13 protein-coding genes and 3 pseudogenes are annotated in these 16,276 nt (G+C 37.3%); 3 read left to right on the top strand and 13 right to left on the bottom strand.

Going from position 1 to position 16,276, the window contains the following annotated elements; all coding sequences use genetic code 11:
* Nucleotides 1–139: 139 nt before the first annotated feature.
* From JCM21531_RS18930 to JCM21531_RS21735, 3 genes are all read right to left on the bottom strand, one after another.
* A complete protein-coding gene (locus JCM21531_RS18930; protein WP_157833666.1) occupies nucleotides 140–304 on the bottom strand; it encodes a hypothetical protein in 165 nt (54 codons plus the stop codon).
* 134 nt (nucleotides 305–438) lie between these two features.
* Nucleotides 439–603 (bottom strand): hypothetical protein, encoded by a 165-nt coding sequence (locus JCM21531_RS18925; protein ID WP_157833665.1) that lies wholly within the window; start codon nucleotides 601–603, stop codon nucleotides 439–441.
* A gap of 40 nt (nucleotides 604–643) precedes the next feature.
* Nucleotides 644–1,588 (bottom strand): hypothetical protein, encoded by a 945-nt coding sequence (locus JCM21531_RS21735; RefSeq protein ID WP_243467523.1) that lies wholly within the window; start codon nucleotides 1,586–1,588, stop codon nucleotides 644–646.
* Nucleotides 1,589–1,885: 297 nt separating this feature from the next.
* On the opposite strand from JCM21531_RS21735, the gene JCM21531_RS24465 reads away from it, so the two are divergent.
* Genes JCM21531_RS24465 through JCM21531_RS24455 form a run of 3 tightly spaced genes read left to right on the top strand, consistent with a single transcriptional unit; the run spans nucleotide 1,886 to nucleotide 3,949 of the window.
* Nucleotides 1,886–2,056 (top strand): DUF255 domain-containing protein, encoded by a 171-nt coding sequence (locus JCM21531_RS24465; RefSeq protein ID WP_369347617.1) that lies wholly within the window; start codon nucleotides 1,886–1,888, stop codon nucleotides 2,054–2,056.
* Nucleotides 2,057–2,084: 28 nt separating this feature from the next.
* The gene (locus JCM21531_RS24460) at nucleotides 2,085–3,161 is read left to right on the top strand and encodes a thioredoxin domain-containing protein (RefSeq protein ID WP_369347616.1); all 1,077 of its coding nucleotides are present in this window, start codon (nucleotides 2,085–2,087) and stop codon (nucleotides 3,159–3,161) included.
* Nucleotides 3,158–3,949 (top strand): YyaL domain-containing protein, encoded by a 792-nt coding sequence (locus JCM21531_RS24455; protein WP_243467522.1) that lies wholly within the window; start codon nucleotides 3,158–3,160, stop codon nucleotides 3,947–3,949. The genes JCM21531_RS24460 and JCM21531_RS24455 overlap by 4 nt, the downstream gene beginning before the upstream one ends.
* Before the next feature lie 241 nt (nucleotides 3,950–4,190).
* Here the strand turns inward: JCM21531_RS24455 and JCM21531_RS10115 are convergent.
* From JCM21531_RS10115 to JCM21531_RS10085, 10 genes and pseudogenes are all read right to left on the bottom strand, one after another.
* Nucleotides 4,191–5,479: pseudogene (locus JCM21531_RS10115) on the bottom strand (homoserine dehydrogenase).
* Nucleotides 5,480–5,547: 68 nt separating this feature from the next.
* Nucleotides 5,548–7,902, bottom strand: a pseudogene (locus JCM21531_RS10110) (ATP-dependent DNA helicase).
* Between the two features lie 41 nt (nucleotides 7,903–7,943).
* A complete protein-coding gene (locus tag JCM21531_RS23770) occupies nucleotides 7,944–8,192 on the bottom strand; it encodes a CheR family methyltransferase (protein ID WP_279379033.1) in 249 nt (82 codons plus the stop codon).
* 107 nt (nucleotides 8,193–8,299) lie between these two features.
* Nucleotides 8,300–8,563, bottom strand: coding sequence for a CheR family methyltransferase (locus JCM21531_RS23765; protein WP_279379032.1), 264 nt, complete (start codon nucleotides 8,561–8,563; stop codon nucleotides 8,300–8,302).
* Nucleotides 8,548–9,084 (bottom strand): protein-glutamate O-methyltransferase CheR, encoded by a 537-nt coding sequence (locus tag JCM21531_RS21715; protein ID WP_243467521.1) that lies wholly within the window; start codon nucleotides 9,082–9,084, stop codon nucleotides 8,548–8,550. The genes JCM21531_RS23765 and JCM21531_RS21715 overlap by 16 nt, the downstream gene beginning before the upstream one ends.
* A 53-nt stretch (nucleotides 9,085–9,137) precedes the next feature.
* Nucleotides 9,138–12,617, bottom strand: coding sequence for a response regulator (locus JCM21531_RS10100; RefSeq protein WP_038289488.1), 3,480 nt, complete (start codon nucleotides 12,615–12,617; stop codon nucleotides 9,138–9,140).
* A gap of 47 nt (nucleotides 12,618–12,664) precedes the next feature.
* Nucleotides 12,665–13,402 carry a sensor histidine kinase gene (locus tag JCM21531_RS21710; protein WP_243467525.1) on the bottom strand — a complete coding sequence of 246 codons (738 nt, stop codon included), beginning with the start codon at nucleotides 13,400–13,402 and terminating at the stop codon, nucleotides 12,665–12,667.
* A gap of 110 nt (nucleotides 13,403–13,512) precedes the next feature.
* Nucleotides 13,513–13,938, bottom strand: coding sequence for a response regulator (locus JCM21531_RS21705; RefSeq protein WP_243467520.1), 426 nt, complete (start codon nucleotides 13,936–13,938; stop codon nucleotides 13,513–13,515).
* A gap of 48 nt (nucleotides 13,939–13,986) precedes the next feature.
* Nucleotides 13,987–14,723 (bottom strand): annotated as a pseudogene (gene truA / locus JCM21531_RS10090) (tRNA pseudouridine(38-40) synthase TruA).
* Between the two features lie 119 nt (nucleotides 14,724–14,842).
* Nucleotides 14,843–16,051, bottom strand: a complete 1,209-nt coding sequence (locus JCM21531_RS10085; protein WP_038289485.1) for an NADP-dependent isocitrate dehydrogenase — start codon at nucleotides 16,049–16,051, stop codon at nucleotides 14,843–14,845.
* Nucleotides 16,052–16,276: the final 225 nt, after the last annotated feature.

Here is a 16,276-nt window from a genome sequence, read left to right as displayed (position 1 = left end):
CATACTAACCTTTGTAAAATAATATAAAATATTTAAATTTAAGGAAGGGAGGATCTAACTTAGAAAAGCTAAAAAAATTGTCTTGACAATGGGGAGCATTATATAACGAAGCCTTCGAAAAACGACTTGCATTTTATAGTTAATCAATCCAAAGCCCAAACTCTTTCCAAAGCCTTCTTTTAGTTATAGTAATCCGGTCATACTTAAGTTTTTTTGGGATTTTAATAGGTCTTGGCTTCATAATTCTTTTTTCTTTAGCCAGAATAACCGCTCTTTGAAGTTCTTCAATAGTTATTTCTTTCATGCCAAGTGTCAAACTCCTTTAAATAAAGCACCAATTATATATATTCAGGATGCTGCTCTCTGTACACAAAAAATGAGCAGATATATTTTATTCTGCCCATTTTCCGTGATTTATTTAATTCATGATATATCAATTTAATAGGTCATTTCTAAAGTCTTTCTCGCTTGCTGTTGTGATTTATATATTCTATCAGATTTTTTTAAATCGCTCGAAACTTTCTTGGGCCTCGGTTTAGAAGGAACCTTACTCTTGCAGCCATTTATTGTTCTCTTAACTTCTTCAAAACTTATATTATCCATAGCCATCACTCCTTGATAATATAATTATACCATAAGTTTACTATACTATCAAATACATAGCATCGTCACAGAACTTTAACAAAAGATTATTGATAATGATGCTTTCCACTTCACATATAATAGGTATTTGGGATTCAAGGACTATATAAACTGGTTTTTCGTCATTAAAAAATTCTTCAAATACGTAATAAAAAGGTATAAATAAGTAATAACTATTATTTGATTCTATTGAGCATATTTCATCATTTTCTAACTTATATTTCAAAATATTAATTTCTCCACTTTTTAAATGAAATTCCTCTTTTAGTTCTGCTTCATTTAATTCTCTCAGAACGGTAACTTTAATATTTTCTTCTTGTTCTTTAAAGTATTCAGTTAATAAAATCTGATACTCTGAAAAAATACTAAATATTTTATCTTGTTCAAATTTGTATACTACTTTTTCACAGTATTCTCTCATCCCTTCAAGAAGTTTTCCTTCAATTCTAATTTTTTCTATTAATTGATTAGTATTTTCAAATTGATTATTAATTTCTTCAGTATACTTTTCTTTTAACATTGATACTTTAGCATTACCAAAGGCATTACCAAGAGAAACCTCTGAAATATGAAAATCTGATATTATAAAAAGGTATATTAAGAAAGAAATTATCGCAATTATAATACATACTGATGCTGTGGTATTAAAATTTAAAATTCCCCCATTATTAGCCCATAAATTATATGAATCATTATTATATAAGACTTTTGGGTAAATAAATATTATAAAAAAATATGTATAAATGAAGTACACTTTACGAATAAAATGTTCCCTTTTGCTATTTTCACTATAATAATAGTTAAAAAATGTATATATTAACAATCCAAATCCAACTATATAAAGAGGCCTATTCTCTTCAAAAAAATTGTTTTCTGTAAAATAATGCATTCCCACTATAAATAGAGGAAATATACATAAAATAATCTGTTTGAATACTTTTTTCACTTGTAACCCACCTTTTATAGAATAAAATACCAAAGAACATCAAATTTATTATATAAAACCCAAATCAAAAGTTTCAATTAGAAAATTATATGCTAAAAATAAAACGAGACCCAACAACCCACTTCCGCTCTCTTCTTGCACTTATCTTTGTATTATTCTATTCTGCCTTCTCTTTTTTCATATCTTTATTTTGAAGAAGATACAAAGAAGCATACTCAACAATCTTTATTTTTTTAATATTGCACATACTATCATTAATTAAATTAAAATTTAATCACGAAAGGAAGGTGATGCCATATGCCAACTAATGAACAAGCCAATAGACTAATCCATGAGAAATCCCCATACTTGTTACAACATGCCTATAACCCTGTAAACTGGTTCCATGGAGTGATGAAGCCTTTGAAAAGGCTAAGTCAGAAGATAAGCCTATCTTCCTGTCTATTGGCTATTCGTAGATTGCTGTAATTAATCGACTTGTCATTGGTGCCACGTAATGGAGAGGGAATCTTTTGAAGATGAAGAGGTTTCCGAAATTCTAAACAAAAACTTTGTTTCCATAAAAGTGGACAGAGAAGAACGCCCGGATATAGACAACATATACATGACCGCTTGTCAGGCACTGACGGGACATGGTGGCTGGCCTCTGACAATCATTATGACTCCCGACAAAAAGCCTTTCTTTGCCGGAACATACTTCCCAAAGAAAGACCGCATGGGAATGCCCGGGCTTATATCCATCCTCAAGAGCGTGCACGACTCCTGGGTAAATGAAAAAGATTCCCTCAACAAATACAGTTCCCAGGTAGTCAGTGTAATCAGCGAATCAACGGACAATGAAGATTACTTCAACTCCATTGATGAAATTACAGAAGACATATTTGAAGATGCTTTTTCACAATTCAAATATGACTTTGACAACATTTACGGCGGATTTGGAGGTACACCCAAGTTCCCTACACCCCACAACCTATATTTTCTCCTTAGATACTGGCACAAGACTAAAGAGGAATACGCCCTTACGATGGTGGAAAAAACCCTTGACTCCATGTACAAAGGCGGAATATATGACCATATAGGTTTTGGCTTCAGCCGTTATTCCACAGATAGAGAATGGTTGGTACCGCATTTTGAAAAAATGCTGTACGATAATGCATTGCTGGCAATAGCGTATCTTGAAACCTATCAGGCAACAAAAAGCAAAAAATACTCCGATATTGCAAAAGAAATTTTTGCTTATGTGCTAAGGGATATGACCTCACCGGAAGGTGGATTCTATAGCGCCGAAGACGCAGATTCGGAGGGTGAAGAAGGAAAATTCTACATCTGGTCTGCAGATGAGATAAAAGAAGTACTGGGAGATACTGACGGAGAAAAGTTCTGCAAATATTTCAACATTACAGAGGAAGGAAATTTTGAAGGTCTCAACATCCCAAACCTAATAAACAGCACAATACACGGCGAAGACAAAGATTTTGTCGAATTGTGCAGAAAAAAGCTCTTTGACCACAGAGAAAAAAGAGTGCATCCTCACAAAGATGATAAAATCTTGACTGCTGGAACGGTCTTATGATAGCTGCCCTGGCAATTGGAGGAAGAGTTCTGGGTATTGAAAAATATACCCTTACCGCTGAGAAAGCTGTCGAATTCATATTTTCTAAGCTTACAAGGCCCGACGGAAGGCTTCTGGCACGCTACAGAGACGGGGAAGCTGCGCTGCCTGCATATGTTGACGACTATGCATTCTTAATATGGGGTCTTGTTGAGCTTTACGAGACAACTTACAGGCCACAGTATCTCAAAAAAGCCATTAAGCTTAATAATGACCTCATTAAGTACTTCTGGGATAATGAAAAGGGCGGGCTTTTCTTATACGGCAATGACAGTGAGCAGCTTATTGCCAGACCGAAGGAAATATATGACGGAGCCACTCCGTCCGGTAATTCGGTCGCAGTTTTAAACTTTCTAAGACTTGCCCGTTTGACAGGACAACAAGACCTCGAAGAAAAAGCGAATCAGATGTTTACCCTTTTCGGAAGCAAAGTTGGCAGCATGCCGAGAGGATATGCTTTTTTCCTGACAGCAATGCTTTTTTCACAATCCAAAACAAAAGAAGTTGTTCTGGTCGGAGACAATCTCAAAGACACCCAAAACATGCTAAGCATTATCATCGAAGATTTTAGGCCTTTTACAACATCTATTTTATACTCGGAACAGCATAAGGATTTAAAAGAACTGGTGCCGTTTATAGATAATTACACTGCAATTGAAGGCAAACCAACGGCTTATGTCTGCGAAAACTTTGTCTGCCATGAACCGATTATTGACAGCAACCAGTTCCGTCAAAAGTTAAATAATTAGATTGATAGCAATAAAAAGTACAAGTTTTATAAAAAAAGCAGAAATTTTTAATTTTTTTTTTACGACAATAAAAATAGAAAAATTTTCGAATTAGTATTAATGAAAAGGGCACCTAAGATATAACTTAGTGATGTCATTAAAATTTTCATATGCTAACAACTGTAGATTCAAAACCTACAGTTCATTTTACCACTTCTAGAAGTATCCCTCGCCCCAAGGGATACTTTCTCTATTCTAGACTTTATTCACTCTCTACCGGTATGATATTCTCAACCATTAACACATCCTCTACCTCTGCAATATCGGATATAGCCTTTCTCATAGAAAGCTCCCCGGCTAAGTGAGTTACAAATATCAGCGGAACCGCATCTTTTCCCTTATCTTTCTGGATTACAGATGCTATGCTTACTCCATATTTGCCAAAGCATCCGGCAATTTTGGCAAGAACACCGGGCTTGTCCTTTACCGTAAGTCTGACAAAGAATTCACTTTCCCAATCATCGCTGAATTTTATCTTCTCGCAGAGCCTTCTTCATTATTGTAAAAACTGATATACCTGTGCTTATCCTTCTGATGACATGCAGTAATTATATCCGATACAATTGCACTTCCGGTAGGAAGGTCTCCGGCTCCTCTTCCGTACAGCATTATATTTCCTACTGCATCCCCTTTAAGGAACACCGCATTAAAGGAATGCCTCACAGCAGCCAAAGGATGATCAACGGGAATAAATGTGGGATGCACTCTTACTTCAATGGTATTGTTGCGCTTTTTGGCAATAGCAAGAAGACGGATTGCAAATCCCAGCTCCCTGCCGTATTCGATATCTTCTATGGTAATTTTAGTAATACCTTCCCTGTAAATCTTGTCAACATCCACCTTCTTATGAAATGCCATGGAAGACAATATGGAAATTTTGTACATCGCATCATAACCTTCTATGTCTGCAGTCGGATCCGGTTCTGCATATCCCAATCTTTGTGCCTCTGCAAGTACATCACTGAAATCTCTGCCCTCTTCGGACATCTTTGTAAGTATATAGTTTGTGGTACCGTTAATTATACCCATAATTTCGCCAATCTTGTTTGCCTGAAGCGACTCTGCAAGGATCTTGATAACCGGAATACCTCCTGCTACGCTTGCTTCATAATAAAGACCCACTCCATTTTCTTTTGCAACCGCTTGAAGCTCCAAACCATGCTTTGCAATAAGCTCTTTGTTTGCAGTAACGACAGTCTTCTTATTTATAAGGCAGGACATAACATAATCCTTTGCAGGCTCCACACCCCCCATGAACTCGGCAACAATGGAGATTTCAGGATCATTGACGATTTCCTCAAATTTATCCGTCAGAATTGAATCCTCAACTTCCACATCTCTTTTCTTATTAATATCCCTTACAAGGATTTTTGCAACTTTCAGCCGTACTCCTTCACTTAGAAAAATATCATTTCCATTATCGCGAATAATTTTATAAGCACCGGTTCCAACATTTCCGAAACCAAGAAACCCAATTTTTACTTCTTCCATATCAAATCTCCTCCGAAAATCATTATACCAACTTATTTATTTTGATTATAACAATAAAATCTTCTATTTCAAGCCCCATGTCCGTTCCAAAACTTCTTTATATTCTCCGATATATTATTCCCGCCAACTCTGATATAGGGAAACCAATCCCTCGGAAAAAGTGCAAGATAACCGGGGCTTGTAAACCTGTTATCAATTAAAAGTATGACTCCCTTGTCATTTTCCGATCTTATAACCCTTCCCGCTGCTTGCATAACCTTGTTCATTCCGGGATACATATAAGAGTATTCAAAGCCAAGCCGGTTTTTATTCCGGAAATACTCCCTTATGATATCCCTTTCATTGCATATTTGAGGAAGACCTACGCCTACTATAATTGCACCTATCAGCCTGTCGTCTCTTAGGTCAATTCCTTCGGAAAAAACCCCACCCAATACGCAAAAACCCAGCACAGTTTCCTGAGGATCAACTTTAAAAAGCTCGAGAAAATCCTCCCTTTCCTTTTCCGTCATGGAAGCCGACTGGGTATAAAGCTTAATATCACTGCATTCCTTTTCAATCAACTCATAAACCATGTTCATATATTGATAAGACGGAAAAAAGCAATGTAATTTCCCTTTTTGGCTTGGACAGTGGATTTTATGCACTCGACCACCTCATTGCAGCTTTTATCTCTGTCCTGATAACGGGTGGATATCCTGTCGGCTATCATGAGACATCTGTTATTCACATCAAAAGGTGAATCCAAATACATAGTATAGTCATCCGGCCCGCCTCCCAAAACTTCCTTGAAATAGTCCAAAGGCAGCAGAGTGCTGAAAAGAAAACCGCAGCCTTACCTCTTTTTAATGCTTCACTTAATAGATGGGAAGGGTCAATGCAAAAAAGCTTTATTTTAACATCATTATCGGATTTCTCCACAAAGGTAACGTACCTGTCGTCATAAAACTCGGATATCTTAATATACATAAGGGCATCATAATAAAGCTGAAGGAGATCTTCATTTTCAGCTCCCTTTTTAGCACTATCCACCAAGTATTCTTCACATTCGCCAATGAGTTTTCTTAAAATCAGGTATATATCACTTTGCTCTTCTTTACTCACAAAATAATCGTTATCACCGCAAAGCTTTTTCATGTTCAGCATAAACGAGTTAAGTTTTTGCAGCGTCTTGGATATTTTGGGACTTTCGTCTTTCATTGCTTTCTTTAGCATAAGAAAGCTCTTTTTTGAAAGCTGTGCCGAAAACATTTCTCTTGCCCTGTCCACAAGGTTGTGTGCCTCATCCACCAGAAAAACGTAGTCACCGCCCGTATCGGAGAAAAACCTTTTTAAGTATACCTTCGGGTCAAACACATAATTGTAGTCGCAAATTATTGCATCGGCCAAAGGGTAAGATCCAATGCAAACTCAAAAGGGCAAACTTTGTGGGTCATTGCATACTGCTCTATGACCTCCCTTTTGATTTCATTTTCATTGGTCAGTATATCCATTATCGCCTCATTTACTCTGTCAAAATGCCCCTTGGCATACTCGCATTTCTCCGGTTTGCAAACAGCTTTCTCCATGAAGCATATTTTTTCCTTTGCAGTAAGGGACACTGTTTTAAATAAAAGTCCCTTTTCTCGCATTTTGGCAAAAGCCTCTTTGGCAACACCCCCTGTAACGGTCTTTGCCGTAAGGTAAAAGATTTTTGACGTATGTCCCTCCCCCATGGCCTTAACCGCCGGAAACAAAGTTGAAATTGTCTTTCCGATACCCGTAGGTGCCTTTACATAAAGTTTTTTACCCTCTGTAATGGTCTTGTAAACAGCTACCGCAAGTTTTCTTTGACCCTTTCTATATTTTTCAAAAGGAAATTCAAGAGCCTTAATCGAGCAATCCCTCTTTACCTGCCAATCAAACGCCAACCTTGCCCATACATAATATTCCTCAACCAATTCATTAAAAAACCGGCTAAGCTGTGCCATATCGAACTCATTAACAAGATATTTTGTTTCTTCTGTTTCCAAATGGCAATAGGTAAGCCTTACTTTTATCTTGTCCAAGTTTTCGTTTGCTGCAAGGATATATGCATAGCATTTGGCCTGCGCCCAGTGCAGGGAATTGTAGAACTCATCAATTAATTCTAAAGGCGCTGTTGTTGTTTTTATCTCGTCAATTGTAAAACAGCCATCCTCATTTATTACACCATCTGCCCGGCCTTCAACCGTGAGAAAAAAATCGTCAAACTCAACAGTAGTCTTTAAAAACACTTCCGAACTATATTCATTACCCTGGGCCTTCTGTATTTTTTTATGAAGTCTTGTGCCTTCAGCGGCTCTGCTGCTTCCGGTAAAGGAACTGTCAATATCACCGTTCCTTAGCACAAACTCAACCAGATTCCTTACCGATATCTTTATTTCCTTTTTACATTCACACATTAAACTCAACCTTTTCCATTATATGAGCTTTCACAATTTAATTAATTCTTTCTTCTATAAATACTATATCTCTCATTATAATCAACAAAATACTCATATCCGTCATTTAAAAGCAAACCTTCACTCTTACCCGTTACCAAAAATCCCCCGGCATCCAGAGAGTTGTAAAAATGCCGAAGCACTTTTCTCTGCAAAGGAATGTCAAAATAAATCATTACGTTCCGGCAAAGAATCAACTGGAATTCATTCAGTATACCTTTTTCAATTACACTGTGCTGAAAAAACAAAATATTCTCTTTAAACTCGTCCTTAACCTTTATATAGTTTTTGGCAATGTCAAAATAGTCGGTAAAGTTTTTCGAACCTCCTGCATTTTTGTAATTGGCAATATCGGCATCTATTGTACCAATAGAATACAGGCCGTTCTTTGCTCCTCAATTACATAAGGATTTATATCAGTGGCATAGATCTGCACCTTGTGAAGCATACCTAATTCTTTTAAAATTATTGCCAGGGAATAAGGCTCTTTTCCGTTGGAGCAACCTACACTCCATATCTTAATATGGGAATAGGAATCTAAGCAAAGCAATACCCTGTCCTTTAGGAATGTAAAAACTTCAGGATCCCTGAAAAAATTCGTAGTATTTATGGAGAAATCCAAAAAAGCTGTTCAAATACATCCTGATCGGAAAGAGCCAGCTCTCTGAATTCCTCAAAACAAGTTATACAATATCTTAGCATTGATATTTTTATTCGTCTTATTATACTATCCTTCCGATACTCTGTAAAGTCAAAGCCATACTTATCGTAAATATCCCGAAGGAACTCTTCCACTTTTTCCGGTTCAAAAGTCTCACAGCTTATTTTTTCATTGCTCTCCCAATCTTTATTTAATATGGACTTTTTCTTTACAAAAAAACACTTTATCCCCAGAGACAGAAAATATGAATACAGGTATGCTTTAAGCACAAATACCTTGCATTTATTGCGTTCCTGCAACTTTATAATTTTTTCAACAATTTCCCGTGTGACAATATTCGCATCTAAAAAAGTAATATGAATCTCATAACCCCGGTTTTCATTAATACACTCCAACAGTCTGTCCGTTTCAGCTTTCGAATCCAATTCGCCCATAACTGAAATATGCATTATGTGTCCGTTTCTAGCTCTATGAATATACAAACAACTGCACCCCAACCCAAATAGAAATTAAATTAAGAAGATAGAATGATTGCCTAATTCTCTTTAGCTATCCAAGCTTTTATAAGACGTATCAGCACGTCATAATCCACCGGCTTTGAAATATAGTCATCCGCTCCGGCTTCAATACACTTTTCCCTGTCAGCCTTAAGAGATTTCGCTGTAACTGCGATAATGGGAATATCTTTAAGTTTTTCGTCTTTCCTTATAGCTCTGATAGTCTCATAGCCGTCCATCACCGGCATCATAATATCCATCAGTATTAAATCCACTTTATGAGACCCCAGCAATTCAAGGGCTACCTTTCCGTTTTCTGCAGCAATGATAGTGGCTCCATAATCTTCAAGAGCCGATGCCAAGACAAAAACATTTCTGTGGTCATCGTCAACAATCATAATGGTTTTTTCCTTTAGACTTAGTGCATACTCCCTCTTCATTTTCGAAAACAGATAGCAATTGCTGTCCACATTTTCCTTAATCCTCATAAGAAAATTAGTCAGCTCATCTTGAAGCCTTTTCTCTGAATTTGCTGTCTTGATAATTATTCTGTCTGCATACTTTCTTATTTCTTCCTGTTGTTCTCGCGAAAAGTCCTTTTGAGTATAAACAATCAGCGGAATATCCATATTTTGCTCGTCTATATACTTGCAGATATTTATCCCGTCCCTATCTTTTAATTCCACATTCAAAATCACAGCATCGTATACATTCTTTTTAAGCTCAAATTTTGCCTGGTTCTCTGTAGATACCACTTTTACTGCTATACTCTTATCTTCAAAGAGTTTCTTTATGGTATTCTGCCAAACTGTATCTCCCCCTACAACCAGAATTTGTCTGGGATTTTTGGCAGAATAATTTAATAAGAACGCCATAATTTTCAAAACATCATCTTCTTCAAGGGCAGAAATTACATGTACAGGAATTTTTCTTAGCTCTACTGTGCTCTTAATCTCTCTGAGCACTTCGACTCCACACATGTCGGGAAGGATAATATCCAGCAGAATTCCATCCACATTTGTATTTTTCGCTATCTCCAAGCCTTCCTTTCCGTTTCCTGCCATAATAGTGTCAAATCCCATGCTGTCATTTATCTCTCTTATGTACTTTGCAAAATCCGCATTATCTTCAATAACCAGTATAGTCTTGCCGTTTTTCGGTGTGTTTAAAGCCTTTTTATCCATGTCTTGTTTTAATCCCGCAGCATACCTTACATTGATTTTTTTGATAAGACCAGGCAGTTTAAGAGAGAATGTGCTTCCCTCTCCAACCTTGCTGCTGACTTCTATTTCGCCATTCATAAGGGATGCCAGCTTCTTTGATATGGACAATCCAAGTCCTGTTCCTCCATACTTTCTTGATATCGTTCCGTCCACCTGCTTAAACTCCTGGAATATTACAGAAAGGTGTTCTTCGGAAATACCAATTCCGGTATCGGTTACCGAGAATACGGCACCACCTTCTCCATCCTTATCCACTGCCGCTTTTAAAATTATAGAACCCTCTGCGGTAAATTTAAAGGAGTTGGAGAGAAAGTTTCTTAATATCTGGGAAATTTTATCCCTGTCTCCAACCAACATTGAATTTATTGAATCCTCCACAACAAAAGAAATATTTTTTTCTTTTGCCGAACCTTCAAACATCTGTCTTAAGTCCTCCATTAATTCACTGGAATGGAAAGTAAAAATATTCAAATTCATTTTACCCGATTCAACTTTTGACAAATCCAGAACATCATTAATCAGTCTCAAAAGCTCCTGGCCCGCTTTATTTATTACTTCCACCTTTTCCATATCCTTTTCGTTAATCTCACTTATTTTCTTTCTTCCAAGCATTTTGGAAAGGAGAATAATTGAGTTCAGCGGCGTCCTGAGTTCATGGGACATATTAGTCAAAAATTCAGTTCTGTACTTATTGACCTTTTCCAATTCTTCAGTTCTTAATCTAAGCTCCCGGGTTGTCTTTTCAAGATCCTCGTTCTTGACATTCAGCAGCCTAGCCTGCTCCTCGAGAAGTTGCTGCTGTTCTTCAAGCTGGGAATTTGTCTGCTGCAATTCCTCACTTTGCTGCTGAAGCTTCTGCTGCTGGTCTTCAAGCTGGATATTGGTTTGTTGAAGTTCTTCAGTTTGTTTTTGAAGAAGGATTTGCTGTTCTTCCAAAACTCTGTTCGCTTCTTCCAGCTCACTCGCTTTCCTTCCCGCCTCCTGTTTTGCAGCCTCGGTAATTTTTAAAAGGTTTACAATCCTGTTATTCTGTACTGCAGTATATAGATATGTAGATATAATCCTGGCAGCCTCATTCATCAATTCCTGTTTTAGCTCTACAAAAGGCTCAAAAGAAGACAGTTCCAAAACTCCGTAAAGGTGCCCCTGATATAACAGCGGCATGGCATAAATATTAAGAGGTGCCTCACTCACAGTGCCTGTAGTAATCAGTGCTTCATGCCTTTTTACATTTTTCAAAAGAATCGGTTTTCTCTCAAGGGCCACCTGACCTATGATTCCTTCTCCCAGTTCATACTGATTTGACAACCGATCTCTTTCGGTAAAAGCATAGGATGAATTCAAATACAGCTTCTTATCCTCATCATTATAAAGATAAAGCACCCCGTTTCCGGCATCCATAATGCTTGCCAGAAAAGTTACTGCTTTATCTGTAATCTCAGTAAGATCGAATTTTCCGGCAAGTTTCTCATTAAGCGAACTACAGCTGTCCTTTATCCAGAATTGCTCTTTTAGATTTCTTACAAGCTTATTGTAGTAATTGGCCATATTAACCAGTTCATTTTTTCCGGTAAGGTCTGCTTCAATAAGCTCCCTGGTGTTTGCACTGGTTTGCATTACATGCTGCAAATATGAAATAGGCCATATTATGCTCCTTATTACAATGGTAAAAAGAACAACCGAAATAAACACTATTATCCCGGTCCAATAGAATATACTGTTTTTATGGTATGCCTGTATTTTTGCAGATCGGTTAATAAGGCTCAGGGCCTCATTCTCTTCAATCTTGTCCAGATTATCCAAACGTTTTTCCAATTCCTCGACAAATTCATTGTTTTTAGCAGTGAGTTCAGTTATCTCATCAAGGTGCTTATTCTCTTGTATCAAGACCACAATATCTGCTCGACTCTTTCTCCACTCGTCAAATATTTCCGCTGCTTCGCTTATCAGCTGCTTTATTTCTCCGTTATTGCCGGAATTGGACTCTATTATCTCAAAGTTTTCCAAAACCTGATTATCCAATTCCTTGATTTTATCCGATTCATAATAAACATTCTCAACATTATTAAGCAGCAAAAGCTCTCTTATTCCCCTGTGTATTTTCATTATTGCGACCTTTGCTTCTCTAGCGGCATTTGATGTTCTCAAAGATTGGGTATAGATATCTTCGGAGACTTGTCCAATTTCACTTACATTCCTAAAAGCAACCACTGCAAAAACAATAAACAGTATCAGCCAAACTGCAAACAATCCCCACATTCTGTGCTGAATTCTCATATTCCTCAGCAGTTTCATTAGCAATACCTCCCCCAAAATTCGTTCAGTGCTTGTCGATATAAGCCTTAATAGTAAATGTCGGAAAATTCTATATGTACATTATGATGCATCTTTTCACATTCTTCTTTTCTATCCGGAACATCTGCCTGTTGAGCGTCCGAATCCTTTAAGCCCGCAGGAATCTCAACAATAAACTCGCTTCCCTTATTGTACTCGCTCTTTACCTTAATGCTTCCGCCATGCAATTCTACCAAGGACTTAACAAGACTCAAACCTATACCGCTTCCTTCATTTTTTCTGGTCAAAAGATTATCCACCTGCTTGAACCTTTCAAAAATCACTTCAAGCTTGTCCTCTGTGATGCCTATACCGGTATCTTTTACGCTTATTTGAGCAGTCTTGCCGCAGTCCTTCACCTCAACCTTTATAGTTCCCCCCCGAGGTGTAAACTTTATCGCATTAGACAAAAGATTTAATATTATTCGCTCCATTGCGCTCTGATCGCAGAAAGCAAACTTTTCTTCCACATCGGTGTCAAATATCAGAGATACACCTTTGTTTCTTGCATATTCTACAACCAATAGAGTAATGTTTTCAACTATCTCAACTATATTATAACGGGACAATTGCAGTTCAAAATATCCCGAATCTATTTTGGTAATGTCAATCAGATTGTTGACAAGTCTTAGCAATCGATAGCAATTTTGCTGCTGCATGGCAATCTTACTGCGAATTTTTTCTCTGTCGAGCGCTTGGTCATCATTCAAATATGAATTAATTATTTGAGTTGTGCTGTATAGTATGTTAAGAGGAGTCCTAAGCTCATGGGATATATTAGCAAGAAAAATACTTTTTGCTTCGTTTGCCGCTTCCGCTGCCTCCTTTGCAGCTCTAAGCTCCTCTGTCTGCTCCCTTACCCTTTTTCAAGAATCACATTCATTGTTCTCTCTTTTTCTATCAGTTTCAGGTAGACATTAATTCTGTTAATAAGCTGATATTCGTCAATAGGTTTTGTGAGATAATCGACAGCACCAATTTCGAAACCCCTTCTTTGAAACTCATCACCAATATAGGAGGCTGTTAAAAAGACTATGGGTATACTACTTGTCATTCTTCTTTTCTTTATTATCGAAGCCAGCTCAAAGCCATCCATCCCCTCCATTTGAATATCAAGTATAATGAGATCTACTCTCTCCTTAAATAGAATTTTTAATGCCTCTTCTCCCGAATCTGCTTCTATTACATTTGCATTTATGTGTTCTTCGATAAGAGCCCTCAAAGAAAACAAATTATTCTCGTTGTCATCCACAATTAGAATTGTGTACACAGGATCTTGCATTATTATCCCCCTTCAAGATAAAACAAAAGTTGTTCTATTACAAAATTCTCAATATTCGACATCATATAGGAAAAGCCCGTTTGATGGTGCTGTATATCCGGCAAGACTTCTATCTTTGCCCCTTAGTATACTTTCCACGGAATCAGGCTTATTTTTCCAAGACCAACTTCTATTAGTGTTCCCGTCATAATTCTAACCATATTATACAGGAATCCATTTCCATAAAACAATATATCAATCATCTTGTCCTTCATCTCTATGTCTATCGAATAAACCTTTTTAACCTTGGACTTCTTTTTGCTTTTTAAAGACGTAAAGCTTGTATAATCGTGCTCTCCCACAAGATATCGGGCAGCAGCTCTCATCAAATCAATATCCAAACAATCGGGTATATGACAGGTGTATTTCCTGTAAAACGGATTGTGAAACTTGTCATTCCATATCCTATAAAGATACTTTTTCGCCTTTGCATTATATCTCGAGTGAAATCTTTCGTCCACTTCCTGCATATCCGGAATCAGAATGTCTTCGGGAAGATATCTGTAACAGTAATCGAGCATGGCTTCCAAAGGCATTCTGCTTTGGGTGCGGAAATTGGCCACCTGCTTTATGGCATGCACTCCTGCATCGGTTCTTCCCGAACCAATGACTTCTATATTCTCCCCTGTCATTGCACTTAGAACCATCTCTATTTTTCCCTGAATAGTTTTGTCGGAGTCTCCAAGTCTTTGCCATCCCAAATATCTGCTTCCATCATATTGTACTGTCATTTTTATGTTTCTCATAAACCGGTACCCCACATATACAAAAGTATATCCATTATTATATATGGTGCAATAAAATAACCCGGTATGGCTTTAATTATACCGTACCGGGTTAACAAACCAAATAATATACAATATTATTATGCCATACCTTCAAAAGTCTTCCTTATTTCTTTTAAGAAATCCTCAGTATTAACTATTTTCTTATCTGCAACTTCAGACAGGGAAGCAAGATCCTTTGTCATTACACCGTTTTCTATCGTTTGAATGGATGCTTTTTCCAGCTTAGTTGCAAAATCAACAAGCTCTTTTATACCATCCAGTTCTCCACGTTTCTTTAATGCGCCTGTCCATGCAAATATGGTTGCCATTGAGTTGGTGGATGTCTCTTCTCCCTTAAGATGCTTGTAATAGTGTCTTGTAACGGTTCCATGAGCTGCTTCAAACTCATACTTTCCGTCAGGTGAAACCAATACGGATGTCATCATTGCAAGACTTCCGAAGGCAGAAGCCACCATATCGGACATTACATCACCGTCATAGTTCTTGCAAGCCCAAACCATGCCGCCTTCCGACCTTATAATACGAGCAACCACATCGTCTATCAATGTGTAGAAATACTCTAAATTTTTAGCCTCAAATTTTTCCTTGTATTCGGTATCATAGATTTCCTGGAATATATCTTTAAATCTGTGGTCATATGTCTTGGAAATAGTGTCCTTGGTTGAAAACCAGAGATCCTGGTTCATGTCAAGGGCATAATTAAAGCAAGCTCTTGCAAAGCTCCTAATGGATTTGTCGGTGTTGTGCATACCCATTATCACACCGGGGCCGTCAAACTCATGAATGGTCTGCTTTGAAACCTCTCCGTTTTCAGATGTAAATACAAGTTCAGCCTTTCCTGCTGCCGGCACATAATATTCCACATTCTTATATACGTCACCGTAAGCATGTCTTGCGATGGAAATGGGCTTCTTCCATCCCTTGACAAAAGGCTTTATGCTGTCTACAACTATCGGCGAACGGAAAACAGTACCGTCAAGAATTGCCCTGATTGTACCGTTCGGACTCTTCCACATCTTTTTTAAGTTGTATTCCTCAACCCTCTGAGCATTGGGAGTAATAGTAGCACATTTAACGCCCACGCCGTATTTCTGAATAGCTTTGGCAGCATCAATTGTAACCTGATCCTCAGTCTTGTCCCTGTATTCAAGTCCCAAATCGTAGTACTCTGTATTGAGCTCTATGTATGGCTCCAAAAGATGTTCTTTTATCATTTTCCATATAATTCGGGTCATTTCGTCTCCGTCCATCTCGACCAGAGGAACTTTCATTTTAATTTTGCTCATAACTTATCTTCTCCTTCTATTTGAAATATTTAAGTGTTTTTTAAATCATTGTTACTAATTTATCAAAGTCTCCTATTTATTTTAAATTAAAATCACGCTATTATCAAGGTACTTTTGGACAATATTGTACAATATTTGAATATATCGCTTTGCTCAAATTTCCCTAAAAAAACAATGAATATCACGGAAGTCCGGCCTTGCCATGATATTCATTGCATATAATAA

The organism is Acetivibrio straminisolvens JCM 21531, from assembly GCF_000521465.1.
Lineage (GTDB): Bacteria > Bacillota > Clostridia > Acetivibrionales > Acetivibrionaceae > Hungateiclostridium > Hungateiclostridium straminisolvens.
Note: the sequence above shows the minus strand (reverse complement) of the source record. Positions and strands in the feature narration are given on the sequence as shown.

What these genes read in the sequence shown, in the direction of transcription:
- JCM21531_RS18930 (WP_157833666.1), bottom strand. Translation starts at nt 304, where the DNA reads ATGAAAGAAATAACTATTGAAGAACTTCAAAGAGCGGTTATTCTGGCT.
- JCM21531_RS18925 (WP_157833665.1), bottom strand. Translation starts at nt 603, where the DNA reads ATGGATAATATAAGTTTTGAAGAAGTTAAGAGAACAATAAATGGCTGC.
- JCM21531_RS24465 (WP_369347617.1), top strand. Translation starts at nt 1,886, where the DNA reads ATGCCAACTAATGAACAAGCCAATAGACTAATCCATGAGAAATCCCCA.
- JCM21531_RS24460 (WP_369347616.1), top strand. Translation starts at nt 2,085, where the DNA reads ATGGAGAGGGAATCTTTTGAAGATGAAGAGGTTTCCGAAATTCTAAAC.
- JCM21531_RS24455 (WP_243467522.1), top strand. Translation starts at nt 3,158, where the DNA reads ATGATAGCTGCCCTGGCAATTGGAGGAAGAGTTCTGGGTATTGAAAAA.
- JCM21531_RS10100 (WP_038289488.1), bottom strand. Translation starts at nt 12,617, where the DNA reads ATGAAACTGCTGAGGAATATGAGAATTCAGCACAGAATGTGGGGATTG.
- JCM21531_RS21705 (WP_243467520.1), bottom strand. Translation starts at nt 13,938, where the DNA reads ATGCAAGATCCTGTGTACACAATTCTAATTGTGGATGACAACGAGAAT.
- JCM21531_RS10085 (WP_038289485.1), bottom strand. Translation starts at nt 16,051, where the DNA reads ATGAGCAAAATTAAAATGAAAGTTCCTCTGGTCGAGATGGACGGAGAC.